Raw genomic sequence first — 15,687 nt, 5'->3', positions numbered from 1 at the left:
ACCAATCGCGATAACCGCCATGGCGGTCACGCTCAGCGCTTGCGGCAACTCGGGCGGCGCAGGTGCAGGAAATAACGCGGCAGGCTCCGGCTCGCCGGCAGGCTCGGGCAATGCGGGCGGCGCCGGCGGAGACCAGAAGCAGGTCGAGCTGCGCATGATGTGGTGGGGCGACCAGAAGCGCGCCGACCTGACGAACAAGGCGATCGAGCTGTTCGAGCAAAAAAATCCGGGCATCACGATCACCGGCGAATTCGGGCCTTCGGACGGCTATTTCGACAAGCTGAACACCCAGCTCGCTTCCGGCACCGCGCCGGACATTTTCTTCCTGGGGGGCAACGTGGTCGATTACGCCAACAAAGGCGTTCTGCTCGATCTGGGATCGTACAAGGACAAGGAACTGAATCTGTCCGACATGGACACGACGATGATCGAGTACGGCACGATCGGCGGCAAGCTGGTGCACATCTCGGCCGGCGCGAACGCCCGCGGCATCGTCATCAACAAGACGATGTTCGAGAAGGCCGGCGTCGAAGTGCCGCAGGACGGCTGGAACTGGGATGACTTCGCCCGCATCAGTAAGGAAATCTCCGACAAGCTGGGCAAAGGTTACTACGGCACCTACAACTTCACGACCGACAGCCTGGACATCTACCTGAAGCAAAACGGCAAGCAGCTGTACGACATGGCGAACAACAAGCTGGGCTTCGAGGAAGCGGATCTGCTGCCTTGGTTCCAATATTGGGACAAGACGTCCAAGGCCGGAGGCGTCGTGACGCCGGACCTGCAAGTGTCCAATCCGCCGACGGACGCCAGCAAATCGCTCATCATCACCGGCAAGGCGGCGATGACGCTGCTCCCGTCCAACATGCTGGCCTCGTTCCAGAGCGCGACCAAAGACGAGCTGACGATGGTGCAGGTACCTCGCGGTCCGAAGGGGACGGGCGTCGTCTTCGAATCGAGCCAGGGCATCTCCGGTTACGGCAAGACGGAGCACCCGGCCGAAGTCGCCAAGTTCATGAACTTCTGGATCAACGATCCCGAGGCGGCGAAAATTCTCGGCAGCAACCGCGGCGTGCCGGTGACGGCGTCGAGCCGCAAAGCGCTGGAAGCGGACGCGACCGCGGCCGACAAGATCGTGTACGACTTCACGAGCCGCGTCTCCGAGGCGAACAAGAAGGAGCCGTTCGCGATCAGCTACAACCCGCCGGGCAACGCGGAGTTCATCAAGCTGTCGGACAACACGGTGCAGAAGATCGGCTTCGGCAAGGAAAGCGTGGAGAAGGCGGTCTCCGAATTCTATAGCGGCACGGTCAAGATTTTCAACAGCAACAACAATTCTTGACCTCGAAAACGCGCCCGGCGCCTCGGCTGCGAAACGGGAACCCGATTCGTTCCGGGATCGCGGTCGCTGAGCGGGTTCGCGAGAACGCGGGCTATGATGCGCGAATAATCCCCCGTCATTGCGGGGTCGGCCTTCATTGCCGGCTCCGCGGTCGCGGGGGATTCAAATTTGATGAAGGCGGGGCGATGGCGGCATGGTCAAACAAGCGGAGCGATTGCTCGACAAGTTAAGGGGGCTGCGTCAGACGGACGGAGACGGGCAGGAGCGCCTTATTCCCGAGGCGCTGCGGCGCTCGGGCGTCAGGTTCGCGGCGTCGGAAGGCCGGCTCGAAGGCGTCTATTACCGTGCGATGCGCCAGCTGATGGAATGCATCAAGCCGACGGGAGGCGGCGACCCGATCCTGCAGGAGGGCGGCATCTACTTCGGCTGCTGGCTGGAGAGCACGGGGACGATCAATGCCGAGCTGCTCTCGCGCTTCCTGCCGGAAGTGTCGGAGGCGACGTACCGGTCGTTCGCGAAGCATCAGCGCGGGGATGGCTTGTTCCCGTACAAGCTGACGGAAAATGGCCCGGCCTTCAGGCAGATCCAGCTCGTCACGCCGCTCGCGCGCAGCGTATGGAATCATTATGCGCTCCATGGCGGAAGCCGGGGAGGGGACAAGGCGTTTTTGCGGGAAATGTACGACGCGATGGCGCGTTACGACGGCTGGCTCGCGGCGAACCGCGACACGCGCGGCACCGGCTGCGTAGAGGCGTTCAGCGCCTTCGATACGGGGCACGACCTGTCGCCGCGTTTTTGGCATGCGCCGGATGCGCCTTACCAGGGGGACGCCGCCCGCTGGGATCCGGATTCGCCGGTGCTGCCGTTTCTCGCGCCGGACTTGACGGCCAATGTCTATTGCCAACGCCTGTATTTGGCGCGGATCGCGGAGGAGCTGGGCGAGTCGGGCGATGAGTGGCGGGAGAAGGCGGGCGCGAGCTTGCGGAACTTGTTCAGGGCGTGCTTCGACGAAAAGGACCATTTCTTTTACGATCGCGACCGGCATGGACGACTGGTGCGGATACAGTCCGACATCCTGCTTCGCGTCATGGCATGCGAAGTCGGCGACCGGGCTTTCTTCGACGAGATGCTCGAGCGATATCTGCTGAACACGAGGAAATTTTTCGCCAAATACCCGTTCACCTCGATCGCGATGGACGACCCGCGGTTCGATCCTTTTTCCAACTACAACAGCTGGGCCGGCCCGTCCAACTACCTGAGCCTGATCCGCGCGCCGCACGCGTTCGAGCATCACGGCCGCCATGTCGAGCTGACCTGGGCGATGCAGCCGATTCTGGCTTCGTTCGCCCGCGCGCCTCGCTTCGCGCAGACGGTGAGCCCCTGGACCGGGGAGGCTGGCTTCACCGAAGCCTACTCGCCTTCGATCCTGTGCCTGCTCGACTACGTGGAGCGGCTATGCGGCATTCTGCCGACGCCGGAAGGCGAGCTCTGGTTCACGGGCCTGCTGCCCGACGCCAGGGATCATGGGGAGGAGCCGACGGGCGAGACGGCCTACGGCCGGACCGTCGACGGCATCGTCTACGAGCTGGTCAATACCCGCGAGGCTTCGCATGTATACCGCGACGAACGTCCGTGGATGACGTTCCCTCCCGGCGTCCGCGCGATCACGGACCGCGCGGGCCGGCTGACCGGGCTGCTCGGCATGAGCGCGCGCGCCGTCACGGGCGAGCTGGCGTGGGACGGGCGCACCGTGCCCTTCAGCGTCAAGGGCAACGAACGGCTCGCCTATGCGGACGGAAGCTTCGAGCGCGTGCTTGATATCGGGCTCGTCTATCCGACTTACGAATAAGGAGGTGCGGTCGTGCTGAGATTCGCTTTGAAATGCAAAGACATTCAGATCCGCGATCCGTTCGTGCTGCCCCTGGAGGAAGAGGGCAAGTACTATTTGTTCGGCAGCACCGACAAAAATATCTGGGGGCCGGGAACCGGCTTTGACGCGTACGTCAGCGACGATCTGTCTAATTGGGAGGGGCCGCATCCGGTATTTCGCCCGCCGGCGGATTTTTTCGCGGACGCGAACTTCTGGGCGCCGGAGGTTTACGCATACGCAGGACGCTACTATATGTTCGCGACGTTCAGGCGCAAGGATAACAATCGGCTCGGCACGGCGGTACTCGCCTCGGATCGCCCATTGGGACCGTTCGAGCCGCTAAGCGAAGGTCCTGTCACGCCGGAAGCCTGGAGTTCGCTAGACGGCAGCCTGATCATAGATGACGCAGGGGATCCTTGGATGGTATTCTGCCATGAGTGGCAACAGATCGGGGACGGGGAAGTGTGCGCGGTTCGGCTCGCGCCCGATCTGTCCCGCGCTGAAGGAGAACCGGCTACGCTGTTCCGCGCTTCGGAAGCGCCTTGGACGACGCCGTTCGTGTCGCCGCGTTTCCCGGACACGGTCAACTACGTGACCGACGGGCCGTATTTGTTCCGCGTGGATGACGGCGAACTGTACATGCTCTGGGCCAGCTTTATCGACAACACGTACGCGCTCGGCGTGGCCAAGTCGGAGAGCGGCGGCATCCTGGGCCCGTGGACGCATCAGCCGGAGGCGCTCTACCGCGACGACGGCGGGCACGGGATGGTATTCCGCCTGTTCGACGGCCGCCGGGCGCTGGCGATCCATGCGCCCAACCGGACGCCCGAAGAGCGGCCGCTGTTCCTTGAGATCGCCGAGCGGGACGGTCGAATGGCCATTGCAGGGCCGCTGTCGGATTAGTTCATCCATCCAAATTTATGGTGCCTGAAGCCGACTGGCGCTTTGACTTGATGAGTGGGATCGCGGCGGACAGTCCGTACAGAACGGCAGTCACGGCAAATACGGCCTTAATCCCGAGGATGTCCGCCAGCCCGCTCAGCAGAACGACCGATATTCCATAGGTCATATAAGCCAGCGTCCCGAAAGCGGAAAAGCTCTTGGGAAGCAAAGCTGGCGGGATACAGGTCTGGTAAGCCGTTTTTTGGATAATGCCTCGCAATTGATAAGCGGGGCCCGCTAAGAACGCATACAGCAGGCACAGCCAGCCGTTGCTGCTGTATGCGAACAGCAGCAGCAGCAGGCCGATCAGGAGCGCAGAGACGATCATACTGGTCTGAAAGCTGTTTTTAATTCTGTCGGCAATCGCGTATACGGCGAGACCGCCCGCAATCGCGCCGCCTAACGATCCTGCGTTGATGTAGCCCCACCAGCTTTCGTTTTCAGCAAGCACCTCCTTGACGAATATTAAAATGATCGAACCTGCCCATACGCTCCCCCCCAAGACCGGCGACGACCTCCATCAGGGTGATTTGTCTAACGAACGGATGACGAAAAATAGCCGTCCACCCTTCTTTGAGACTTTGCCAGTATTCCATCTTGACCTCCGCTAGCGGGGCTTGCTTCAGGCCGAACCTCCTCAACATGGACAATGCAAGCGTTGAAATGAAGAGGAGCGCGGCTACGCCGAGAAGTACGTGCGCGCTCCCGTAGCGCGCCACCAGTATGCCGCCCGTCGTCCACCCGGTCATTAAAATCGCTTGGTCCGAAGCGGCCAGCAAACTGTTGGCGTTAAGCATGCGCGCAGGCTCGACCAACTGAGGGACGAGGGCGTTGCGAACGGAGATGGCCCATCCATGCTGAATGGATACGAAAAAACAGTTCCTAATATAAACGCGATTCCGCCATGAGCCGGCATCCCCCCATACGGCTGCGCACAGCAGCAGCATACAGGCGGTCTGTCCGATCTCGAATACCCAGAGCAGCGGGGCGAGTCGCCATCGGTCCAGCAGCAAGGGAGCCAAAATGCCGCTCAGGCCTTGTCCGATCACCCGTGCCAGCGGAAAGGCGCCTGCTGCCGCAGCAGAGCCGGTCCGGTCGTAAATAAGCGTGACGACAGCAACGATATAAAAGGAATCGCCAAGATTAGCGAGCGATTGGCTCAGCCATAAAATGCGAAACGGAGCCCCTTTCATTTTAGAGACTGGCGGTGCGGTACCTGTCGAGCTTCAAGGAATCGGAGATACTGTCAAAGTCCAGCTTTTTTAAGGAATTGGTTCATTTCGTTTAAAATAATCCGGCCTTGTTCGCCCAAGTACTTCAGCTTGCCGTTCATCTCGGAGATGGTCAGCGCGAGCGGTTCTTTGAAGCTGGAGATTTTGTCGTAGTCGCTCAAGAGATGGTAAAAATGCATGAGACCGATCGCGACGGCAGCGGAATGGAAGGAACGGTCGAGCGGTCTTTTTATTTTCAGAATGGTTGAAGTGACAAGGGCTTCTTCAGTGGCGATGATGGCGGTATCCGGAAAAACAGAGTCGACCATGTCGTCAAGGAACAGACTGTTGTGAATAAATTCGTGATACAGCGCTTCCGCATAATCGATGACACTCCATTTGGCAAGCGGGTTGAACCAGATCGCGCCGATCAAGCTTGACACAGACCCTCCGCCGTACCCCGGTTTTCTAAAGCAGACGATGGTTCCGATCAATTCATTCATGACATGGTGGAGCTCGGGCTGCAGCATTTGAAGCAAGCTCAGCGCTTTGGCGATATTGTCGCCGATGATCCGCCGGTCCTCTTCTTCAAAAACATGCGCGTTCGAAACGGTGTCCTCCCTGTCCAGCATCCCATCTCGGATTAAGTGCTCAAGCAAGTCATGGTTATTAAAATCGATCAAAATCGCTTCATTGCGAAACGGAATATTCGAGTGCTGCAGCGCATTCAAAGAAGCGAACAAGCGCTCTTTTCGGGTAGAAGAGGCTTCCCCGGACGGGCTGCCCTGCGAGATCTCGATGAATCGATCGATGTTGGATAAAATATGGTCTCCGTTCAAAAAGCTGAAGTTGCTTTTGGCGTTCGTACCGGACATGTGGGGTCCCTCCTTGGAATTGGATAGAACAGCACATGCGCTTGCGGGCATGTGCTGCTTTGCTTACTCGGAGATCAGGCTCGACCTGAAGTCCTTGATCGACAGGGAGCATGCTGCCTGTTCGTGAATCTTCATCTTGAGCAGTACGGGAGACGACATTTGCGCATCTGTTTCATGAATTTTCATTTTGAGCAGGGACGGCGAATGCATGGATGGCTCCAACTGATCCCGGAAATGGTTCCGCGCGTAATTGGCAATGTTGCCCTCCAGTTTTTTCGTTGCCGTTTCAATCATCTGAACTCCTCCTAAAATTTAGAATGGCCTAGCGATTAAAAGTATACTTAAAATTACTTGTAATTACAGTAATGTAATATTTATGGTTATATTGGACTGTGAGACAGATTGTGTTGCGCGAGGGCATTGCGAAGCCATCTCGAAAAGAGGGCTAAAGAGTCTTCCGATACCCAATTACATTCTGAATTAAACTGGTAAATAATTGAATATAAAGCGACCGTGTGCTTGTGCCGCAAAGGCCTTCCTTCTTTTTTCCTATGCATCCATGGAACTGTTTGCCTACGGGTACGGCATGTCCTGAGTATTCCGCATGATGGGAGTAAATTTCAGCGCCTCTTATAATGAATTGGAGGGAAAAACGACATATTTCCCCAAGATTCAACATGGGAGGCGTTGGCATGAGCAACAAGGGTTGGGCGGCAAGGTTGATGCTCGCGACGATGCTGACGGCGTTCGTGCCGGAGATGGCTTCGGCGGCTTCGGTTCAAGCGGGCGCGGTAGAGGTCGTAGCGACGGTCAGCCTGCGGGAGTCGCCAAGCACGAACGGCGATCTGGTAAGGTACCTGAAGGCCGGGGAGTCGGTGACGCTGCTGCAGGCGGTTAACGATTATTGGCTGCAGGTGCGGGATGCCAGCGGTAAGACGGGGTACGTATCGTCGAACGAGAAGTACGTTAAAACCTTAAGCGCGCCTGCCGCTCCGGCACGAACGGCGACCATTAAGTCGGCCGTGACTTTTCGAACGCAGCCTTCCACGTCGGGAGACAAGATTCGCATGCTGAGGGCAGGAGAAACAGTGATCGTAACCGGAGAGCCGAACGGCTACTGGTTCGCGGTCCGGGATGCGGGAGGCATTGCCGGTTACGTCAGCTCTTCCGACGAATACATAAGCTTGAACGGCGCCGCACCGGCGCCAACCCCGGTTCCGACGCCAACGCCGACGCCAACGCCGACGCCAACGCCGACGCCAACGCCGACGCCAACGCCGACGCCTGCGCCGACGAAAGCGCCGGCGCAAACGGCAACGATCCTGGCGGCGGTCAACTTTCGAACCCAGCCGTCAACTTCGGGGGACAAGATCCGCTTCCTGAAAGCCGGCGAGATCGTCGTCGTGACCGGCCAGCCTAACGGCTACTGGTACGCGGTTCAGGATGCGGCGGGCGTGTCCGGGTACGTAAGCGCCTCCGACGCGTATATTAGCCTGAACGGCGCGACGCCGACGCCGATGCCGACGCCGACACCAACGCCAGCGCCGACGCCAACGCCAACGCCAACGCCAACACCAACGCCAACACCAACGCCAACGCCAACGCCAACGCCAACACCAACGCCGCCTCCTTCCGATTCGGCGAAGGTCGAAGCGGTGATCGCAGCCGGGCTGAGGTACCTTGGCACGCCTTACGAGTACGGCTCCGACCGGGGCAACACCGACACGTTCGATTGCTCGGACTTCGTCCGGCAAGCGTTCAAAGATGCGCTCGGTCTCGTTCTGCCGGCGGACTCGCGCAAGCAGGCGGCTTACGTGAAGGACAACGGCAAGGGCGTCACGACCGACTGGCGCCAGCTGAAGCGCGGGGACATCATGTTTTTCATGAGCTACAAAGGCTCAAAGGCTTCGCTCTACGAGGACAAGCAGCCGTTCGGCGAGACGGTCACCCATACGGGCATTTATCTCGGGAATGGACAGGTGCTGCAGACGTACTCCGTCGCATCGGGCGGCGTACGCATCGACAGCATCGAAGGCAAGCACTGGGAATACCGCTTCCTGTTCGGCGGCAGCGCGCTTTAGCCTCCAATACAAAAACGGCCTAACGTCGAGCGGACGTCAGGCCGTTTTTTTTGCATTTTCGAATCGTTATTCGGCCGCGGGCGCGACATCCTCCAGCAGCAGGGACAGGACCGCCTCCGAGCACTTGGCCGGGTTGTACTCCGCATTGCGAAGCGCGAGCAGGTTGCCTCTGTGCTGATCGGAAGCGTAGGGCTCCTGAATCAGTCGGAACCAGCGGTCGATCGTATCCGTGGACGTGAGCGGCTCGCCGAAGCCGTGGGTCACGAAGTACTCGAGGTTTTCTTCCTCCTGGCCCGGGATCGGCTCGTAGAAAAGCATCGGGATGCCCTTCGACATCCCCTCGGTGCAGGTCATGCCGCCGGGCTTCGTGACGAGCAGGTCGGACACGTCCATCAGCTTGGATACTTCCTTCGTGAAGCCGAGCACCTTGATGTTCGGATGCTGGAACCGCGGCTCCGCCATCAGCTTCTCCCTGGCTTTGTCGTTGCTGCCCATGCAGATGATGAGCTGCACCTTGTCCGCGTACGCGGTCATGTATTCGACCATCTGCTCCTCCGCCATCAGTCCCCAGCCGCCGCCCATCACGAGCACCGTGGGCATGTCCGAGAGCTTGAACTGGGACAAAATCTCCGCCCGGTCGTGCGGATGCCAGAAGTTCGGATGCACCGGGATGCCGGTGACCACCACCTGCGAAGGCGATACGCCCTGCGTGATGAGCCGGCTGCGTACGGTCGGAGAGCTGACGAGGTAGGCGGTCACCTCGGGATTGGTCCAGGTGGCGTGCGCGTCGTAGTCCGTGATCAATGTATAGAGCGGCACGTCGAGCCCCAGGCGCTTGAGCCGGCTGACGACCGCGTTTGGAAAAGGATGCGTGCATACGATCATATCGGGCTTCAACTGCCGTACGACGTCCGATACATGATTGTAAAACAGGCGGTGCAATGCGAAGCGGGTCAGTCTGTTCAGCGATTTGTGATAGTGGCCGCGATACAGCTTGCCGACCAGCTTGGGCTGCTTGCTGACGGTCTTGCGGTAGGCGGACAGGATGAGCGGTCCGATGACGGGGTTCAAGAACGTCCCCAGCTCGATGACCCTCGTCTGCACGCGGGGCGACAATTGCCTAAGGCCCACCGCTAGGGCGTAAGCCGCCTGCGTATGTCCGGTGCCGAAGCCTTCGGAGAGCAGTAGAATTCGTTTTTTGCGCATCGGAAGAGATCCCCCCACTTTACCTACTACCATATTACGCGAAATGGAAGCTCTCGTACAAGTCCGTCGGATAACGTTTGCAAGATTTAAGCGTTACAGACAGATTCCGCCAGCGACGCATGCAATCCGGGACGGGGTCCTGTACAATGGTGGCAATACGATACGGGAGGCTGGACAGATGCTGGAGGTCGGACAAATCGTGAAGGCGGAGCACAAGACGGGACAATATATTGGAAAGGTTGCGAGCGCGGACGAGCGGCGGGCGCTGGTGGAAATCATGGCGGTGCTCCGGCATCCGCAGCAAGGGGACCTGCACAGCGCCTACGATCCGGACGCGGCGCTATTCCACGAGCGGAGAGCTTCGGCGGAGCGGGAGAAAGTTTGGGTCATGCTGCGGGACGCCGTTCCTTATGCCGGAGAGGTGCCGGCTTACCGGGAATCTCTCGCGGCCGCTTGGGAGACCGAGATTCGCAGGATCGACCGGATGCGGCGCTGGTCGGAGCAATGCCTGCAGTGCCTGGATACGCTCAGGGAAGGATTATGGCCTGCATTCCGAATCGTGAGCCAAGATCGCGCTAGGAAGAGGGATTGAATCGCGGCGGCGAATGTGTTATTCTTCTGCTAGAACGAACTGACCGTATTGTTAAATTGGTCAATTCAATTGGAGGAGGGGGGCGCCGTGGATACGACGACCGAGCGCAAACCGACCGACCGGCGCAAACAGGTGCTCGAAGCGGCATCGCGCTCCTTTGCCGCCTTCGGCTATAAAGCGACCACCATGGACCAAGTCGCGAAGGCGGCCGGCGTGGGAAAGGGGACGATTTACACCTTTTTCGCCAACAAAGAGGAACTGTTCGAGCAGATCGTGAAGGACCTGATCGCCGAGCTCAAGTCGGTCGCCGAGCGGACGCTCGATCCCGCGCTGCCTTTCGCGGACAATTTGCTTCGCATTCTCCAGCAGGTATTGGCTTATCGCGACCGGCACGGACTGGTCGTCAAGCTCTCCCAGGAGGTCAAGGAATTCGGCACGCCGATGGCGAACGGCGGCCTGGCGACCGTCGAGCGTTCGATCATCGACTATATCGCCGGTCATGTGGAGGGCGCGATCGCCAAAGGGGGAGGTTCGGCGGTCCGATCCTAGGCTGACGGCTTACATGGTGCTGAAGATCTATCTTGCGTTGACCGCGGAGGGCGACCATCTGCACGAGCCGTTGGACGCCGATCAGGTGCTTGCGAACTTTCGTTTTTACTGCCTGGAGGGATTGGCGGTCGATTGATCGCTTCTTTTTTTTGGATAAAAATGACCGAATGAGGAAAATGGTCATATTGTATGTTTTTCTGATTAAGAGATGCGGGAGAGATGAACGTGAAAAAAGCGAAAAAGGCCGGAGGCGTCATTGCCGGCGAATTCAAAAGGTTGACGGGCAGCAAGATGGCCATGATCTCGATTTTGGGCCTTGCGCTGATTCCGCTTATGTACAGCGGCATGCTGATCGGCGCGTTCTGGGACCCGTACGGCAAGCTGGACGCCATGCCGGTCGCGGTCGTCAACGAAGACAAGGGCGCTTCGCTTAATGGAGAAAAGCTGGCGGTTGGCGGAGATTTGGTCGAGGAGCTGAAGAAAAACGGGGCGTTCAAATGGGTGTTCACGGACGAAAAGGACGCGATGGACGGACTCGCCGATCATCGATACTCGCTGGCGTTCGTCTTGCCCGAGGACTTCTCCGCGAAAACCGCGACGCTGCAGGACGACGCCCCGCAGCAGGCGAACGTTCAATATTACGTCGACGATGGCTGGAACTACCTGACGAGCCGGATCGGCGAATCCGCGGCGGAAAAGCTGAAAACCGACGTCGGCCGCGAGGTGACGAAGGCTTATGCCAAAGCGACGCTCGAATCGGTAGGCGAAGCGGCGAGCGGATTCGGCGATGCCGCCGAAGGCGCGCAGAAGCTTGCGGACGGCGCCAAAGACGCGGCGGGCGGCGCGAAGACGCTACGCGATAATCTGGCGAAGCTGGCTGACGGCACGATCAAGCTGCAGCAAGGGGTCGGCAAGCTGGCCGGCGGCGCGGCGAGCCTGAAGAGCGGCGCGGGGACGCTGGCGAGCGGCTCCGCGGAGCTGGACGGCGGCCTCAAGCAGCTGGCCGCGGCGCAGGGCAAGCTGGCGACGGGCGCTTCGCAGGCGGACTCGGCCGCCGGCAAGCTGTCGGTGGGCGCCGGCGAGCTTGCCGACAGCTCCGCCAAGCTGGCTGCGGGCGCAGTGCAGGTCGAGAAGGGCGCGGCCCAAGTCGCCGACGGCGCGGGCCAGCTCGCCGAGGGACTGAAGCAGTACGCAGCGGCGCATCCCGACGATGAGGCGCTGCAGCAGCTTGTCGCCGCCTCGCAGCGCGTGGCGGACGGCGCGACGCAGGCGCAGAAGGGGGGCGGCGTCCGCAGCGAAGGGCGCCGAGCAGCTGTCCGCAGGGCAGCGAAAACTGGCCGAAGGCGCGAAGCAGCTGCATGCGGGCACGGCGTCGCTCAGCCAGGGGTTAGGGCAATTCGGCGCGAAGCTCGGCGAGGCCGAGTCCGGCGCGGCGCGGTTGGCCGGCGGCGCGGGCAAGCTGGCGGCGGGCGCGGGCACGCTCGCGAGCGGCATCGAGAGCGCCGGCTCCGGCGCGGGGACGGTGAAGAGCGGGGCAACGCGGCTGGCGGACGGTTCGGCGTCGCTCGAGAATGGGCTGCACAAGCTTGAGAGCGGCTCGAGCGAGCTGGGCGCCAAGCTGCAGGAGGCTTCCGCGGAAGCCGGCAGCGTGAAAAGCGGAGACGGACAGGCGGAAATGTTCGCCGATCCGATCGCCGTCTCCGAGCACAAGTTGACGGACGTGCCGAACTACGGCACGGGCATGGCGCCGTACTTCCTGGCGCTCGGCCTCTACGTCGGCGTGCTCATGTCGACCGTCATCCTGCCGCTGCGCGACGCGGCGGGCAAGGTGAAGAACGGCTGGACCTGGTACGCGTCCAAGCTGCTGCTGTTCGCGCCGGTCGTGCTGCTGCAGGTGGCGCTCGCCGACACGGTGCTGATCTACGGCATCGGGCTGAAGGTGCCGGATGTCGCCGCCTTTTACGGCATCAGCGCGGTCATCGCATTGACCTACATGACCATCGTGCAGTTCCTCGTCTCGCTGGCGGACACGGTCGGGCGTTTCGTCGCCGTCGTCCTGCTCACGCTGCAATTGGCTGCAAGCGAGGGCACGTATCCGAAAGAACTGCTGCCGCACTGGCTACAAACGATCGGCGAATGGATGCCGATGACGCACGCGATCGAAGCGCTGCGTCTCGCGCTCGCGGGCCGCGCGCCTTCGCTGATCGGCGAGCAGCTGCTCGATCTGGCGGCGTTCGCGGCGGCGTTCGTCGCGCTGACGCTCGGATTGTTCGCGCTTCGCAGCCGCAAGATCCGGCCGGCGCAGACCGAGCTCGGCACGCTGCAGGCTTAAGCCGAGCGGCGTATTATAGAGGTAGAGAGCGACATCCAGCCGAATGGGCGGCGGGGGTGTCGCTCGTTTTTTTTGAGACTTATGTCCCGATTTTCGGCGTTTTTATTCATTTTCATCGCTTGCAAGCCGTTATTGATGATAAGACTGTCCTTTTTTGCCAATACCGGGAATTCAAGATTAGGAGGCACGAACACAAGATGATGATGACCCAAAGACCGCCGCGAAGCCGGATCGGAAGACTGGGACGGCTGACGGCGGCGCTTCTGGCCGCGCTATTGTTTTCGGGGGTGCTGGGCACTACGGGGGGCCGTTAAGGCTGCTACGACGATTACGTCCGTCAAGCTGGACGAGCTGAACGACACCGAAAAAACGATATACATCGACGACGGCTCCCTGAGCCTTCTTTTGTGGGCGACGAGCACGGACAGCACGAGCGGCGGAAGCTCGACGATCAACGTGACGAACGACGCGACATGGGTATCGTCCAATTCGGCGGTATCCGTCTCCAAGGGCGTCGTGACCGCGACGGGCGAAGCGAACAATGTCGTCATCACCGGCAAATACCAAGGCTACTCGGCGAGCGTGACGCTCACCGCCAAGTATCATTACTCCGAGCTCAAGCTTCTCATCGGGGACTCTTCGGCCGACGCGGGGAACAAGATGGACGTCCAGCTCGGCCAAGACATCTCGCTCAAAGCCAAAGGCGTCAACGGCGGCGCGCTGGAGGAACTGACCGACAAGGCGACTTGGACCTCCTCGGATGCGTCCGTCGTCAGTGTCAGCGCAGGCAAGCTGACCCTTAACGCAGCCGGCAAGGCGACGATCACGGCCAAGTACCAAGGCCGCGCGGATACGATCGAGCTGACCGTGACGTCGCCGTACAAGTCGATGTCCATCTCGGACGCGAACGGCGTTAAAGGACCGTTCGAGATGCAGGTCGGCGAACCCGCCATGCCGCTCGTTGCGAAGGTCCTGGGCGCCTCCGTATCGAATGAGCCGGTCACCGAGAAGGCAACCTGGAAAAGCAGCAACGAAGCCGTCGCGACCGTGGACGAAGCCGGCAAAGTGACGCCGGTAGCGGCGGGTACCACGACGATCACCGCGACCTACCTCGGCGTGTCGGCTACGGCTGCCGTAGCGGTCCGTACGCCGTTCGAAGCCATCGTCTTCACGCCGAGCACGGCGCAGCACCTGTCGCTGTCCGGCGCGAAGCTGACGATCACGGCGAAGACGGTAAAAGGTGCCGACAATTATACGTTAACTGATGAAGCCCAGTGGGAGTCCACGAACCTGAACGTGATCTCCGTCAGCGGCAGCGGCGCCACTGCCACCGTCACGCCCCGGGGCAAGGGCACCGCGACCGTCAAGCTTACGTACAAGAGCATGGTCAAGGAGCTGTCCGTGACGGTCTATCCGACGGTCAGCGAGATCGAGATCGCGAAGGACAAGCTTGAAGTGTATGTCGACGACACGGGCGATCTGCCGCAAGTGACGGGCAAGGCGCTGGACGAGACGAAGGCCGACGTGAGCAAGCTGGCCAAGTGGACCTCCTCCGACAGCACGGTGCTCAGCATCGACGAAGACGGCAAGTGGACCGCGCTGAAGGCGGGCAAGGCGACGCTGACCGCGACGGTGACTTCGGGGGGCTGCCTATTCGGATACGCTCGAAGTCACGGTCAGCAAAAAAGGTGCTCACGCTGCTGCCGGAGCAGGAAGATGTAAGCTTGATCATCGGCCAGATGGTATCGCTGCCGAAGGTAACCGCAGTTTATGAAGACGGCGACGAAGCCGACATCAGCGCGGACGTCGTCTGGAAGTCCGCCTCGACAAGCGTGCTCGTCAAGGATGCCTCCGTGAAAGGGCTGCTGGCGGTCAAGACGACGCTGACCGGCACGTACCTGAACAAGACGGTGAAGGTAACGGCTACCGTCGAGGAAGAATACGTGAGCTACGCGATCGAGCCGTCGGCCCTTACTCTCACGCTGAACAAGACGCAGAGCGTCAAGGTAACCGGCAAGACGAAGTCCGGCAAGCTCATCAACCTCAGCTCGCGCATGGTCTGGACGTCCGAGGACGAGACGGTCGCCACGGTCAAGGGCAGCTCCGCGAAGTCGCTAGCCGAAGGCACGACCAAGCTGACGGCCAAGTACCAAGGCAAGACGTTGAGCGTACCGGTGACCGTAAAGGCGAAGCTGACCAAGCTCGCCGTATCGGATCCGTCGCTGGATCTGGCCGTCGGCGCGACGGACGCGGTCAAGGTGACGGCGATCTACGAAAACGGAAGAACGCTGGACGTGACCGCTTTCTCAGCCTGGACGGCTTCGTCCACCAAGGTCGCCAAGGTGACCGGGGGCGTCGTGACGGCGGTCGGTAAAGGCAGCGTGACCGTCAAGGCCGCATACGGCGGCAAAACGGTAAACGTGCGCGTCAAAGTGAAATAAGGCTCCGGCTTTTTGCAAGGCCGCCTCCGGTCCGATTGGGCCGAGGGCGGCCTTTAATCTGCGACACGAAATTCTATATTGCATAGTCAATCGGCGAGAGTGCCATCCTGTAAAGCATAAGCGCAACTGAACGACGAACTCGTTATTGCTTGATTTACGCGCGTAGAGCGCCCGCAGGAACGATTGACATGAAAAAATCGCCCGCGAATGGCTCGCGGGCGACTCCTTAATAAGGAAGTAATTTTT

General features: G+C 60.4%; 15 protein-coding genes and 1 pseudogene. 11 read left to right on the top strand and 5 right to left on the bottom strand.

The genetic code is table 11. The features are described from left to right. Positions 1-19 precede the first annotated feature (19 nt). From OMP38_RS08000 to OMP38_RS07990, 3 genes are all read left to right on the top strand, one after another. Entirely contained in the window at positions 20-1,342 is a 1,323-nt protein-coding gene (locus tag OMP38_RS08000; RefSeq protein ID WP_277564605.1) for an ABC transporter substrate-binding protein, read from the top strand. A gap of 193 nt (positions 1,343-1,535) precedes the next feature. After that, positions 1,536-3,191 carry an MGH1-like glycoside hydrolase domain-containing protein gene (locus tag OMP38_RS07995; protein ID WP_277564604.1) on the top strand — a complete coding sequence of 552 codons (1,656 nt, stop codon included), beginning with the start codon at positions 1,536-1,538 and terminating at the stop codon, positions 3,189-3,191. 12 nt (positions 3,192-3,203) lie between these two features. After that, entirely contained in the window at positions 3,204-4,115 is a 912-nt protein-coding gene (locus OMP38_RS07990; protein ID WP_277564603.1) for a glycoside hydrolase family 43 protein, read from the top strand. A 1-nt stretch (position 4,116) separates the two neighbouring features. On the opposite strand, the gene OMP38_RS07985 is transcribed toward OMP38_RS07990, so the two are convergent. The 4 genes from OMP38_RS07985 to OMP38_RS07970 all read right to left on the bottom strand — a co-directional run bounded on the left by OMP38_RS07985 (position 4,117) and on the right by OMP38_RS07970 (position 6,534). Further along, positions 4,117-4,656, bottom strand: coding sequence for an MFS transporter (locus OMP38_RS07985; protein ID WP_277564602.1), 540 nt, complete (start codon positions 4,654-4,656; stop codon positions 4,117-4,119). Beyond that, entirely contained in the window at positions 4,595-5,347 is a 753-nt protein-coding gene (locus OMP38_RS07980) for an MFS transporter (protein ID WP_277564601.1), read from the bottom strand. Before OMP38_RS07980 ends, OMP38_RS07985 begins: the two co-directional genes overlap by 62 nt. Positions 5,348-5,400: 53 nt before the next feature. Continuing rightward, positions 5,401-6,240 (bottom strand): aKG-HExxH-type peptide beta-hydroxylase, encoded by an 840-nt coding sequence (locus tag OMP38_RS07975; RefSeq protein WP_277564600.1) that lies wholly within the window; start codon positions 6,238-6,240, stop codon positions 5,401-5,403. A 63-nt stretch (positions 6,241-6,303) separates the two neighbouring features. Further along, the gene (locus OMP38_RS07970) at positions 6,304-6,534 is read right to left on the bottom strand and encodes a hypothetical protein (protein WP_277564599.1); all 231 of its coding nucleotides are present in this window, start codon (positions 6,532-6,534) and stop codon (positions 6,304-6,306) included. Between the two features lie 398 nt (positions 6,535-6,932). Here OMP38_RS07970 and OMP38_RS07965 point away from each other — a divergent pair, with 398 nt between their 5' ends. Next, positions 6,933-8,321 (top strand): C40 family peptidase, encoded by a 1,389-nt coding sequence (locus OMP38_RS07965; protein WP_277564598.1) that lies wholly within the window; start codon positions 6,933-6,935, stop codon positions 8,319-8,321. A gap of 66 nt (positions 8,322-8,387) precedes the next feature. Here OMP38_RS07965 and OMP38_RS07960 read toward each other — a convergent pair whose 3' ends face one another. Next, positions 8,388-9,527, bottom strand: coding sequence for an MGDG synthase family glycosyltransferase (locus tag OMP38_RS07960; protein WP_277564597.1), 1,140 nt, complete (start codon positions 9,525-9,527; stop codon positions 8,388-8,390). A 178-nt stretch (positions 9,528-9,705) separates the two neighbouring features. Between OMP38_RS07960 and kapB the strand changes: the two genes are divergently transcribed. The 7 genes and pseudogenes from kapB (at position 9,706) to OMP38_RS07930 (ending at position 15,441) form a co-directional block, all read left to right on the top strand. Then, the gene (kapB, locus tag OMP38_RS07955) at positions 9,706-10,119 is read left to right on the top strand and encodes a sporulation phosphorelay system protein KapB (RefSeq protein WP_277564596.1); all 414 of its coding nucleotides are present in this window, start codon (positions 9,706-9,708) and stop codon (positions 10,117-10,119) included. Positions 10,120-10,206: 87 nt separating this feature from the next. Next, positions 10,207-10,668: a TetR/AcrR family transcriptional regulator gene (locus OMP38_RS07950; protein ID WP_338130434.1), complete on the top strand. Its 462-nt coding sequence runs from the start codon at positions 10,207-10,209 to the stop codon at positions 10,666-10,668. Positions 10,669-10,681: 13 nt separating this feature from the next. Continuing rightward, positions 10,682-10,804, top strand: coding sequence for a hypothetical protein (locus OMP38_RS34550; protein WP_338130433.1), 123 nt, complete (start codon positions 10,682-10,684; stop codon positions 10,802-10,804). Between the two features lie 83 nt (positions 10,805-10,887). Next, positions 10,888-11,835: pseudogene (locus OMP38_RS07945) on the top strand (YhgE/Pip domain-containing protein); the annotation flags it as partial. Positions 11,836-12,106: 271 nt separating this feature from the next. Next, positions 12,107-13,000 (top strand): YhgE/Pip family protein, encoded by an 894-nt coding sequence (locus OMP38_RS07940; protein ID WP_420869597.1) that lies wholly within the window; start codon positions 12,107-12,109, stop codon positions 12,998-13,000. A gap of 405 nt (positions 13,001-13,405) precedes the next feature. Next, entirely contained in the window at positions 13,406-14,722 is a 1,317-nt protein-coding gene (locus OMP38_RS07935; protein ID WP_277564594.1) for an Ig-like domain-containing protein, read from the top strand. Between the two features lie 2 nt (positions 14,723-14,724). Then, the gene (locus OMP38_RS07930) at positions 14,725-15,441 is read left to right on the top strand and encodes a hypothetical protein (RefSeq protein ID WP_277564593.1); all 717 of its coding nucleotides are present in this window, start codon (positions 14,725-14,727) and stop codon (positions 15,439-15,441) included. The last annotated feature ends 246 nt before the right edge of the window (positions 15,442-15,687 follow it).

It is taken from the genome of Cohnella ginsengisoli, assembly GCF_029525555.1.
GTDB lineage: Bacteria > Bacillota > Bacilli > Paenibacillales > Paenibacillaceae > Cohnella > Cohnella ginsengisoli.
Note: the sequence above shows the minus strand (reverse complement) of the source record. Positions and strands in the feature narration are given on the sequence as shown.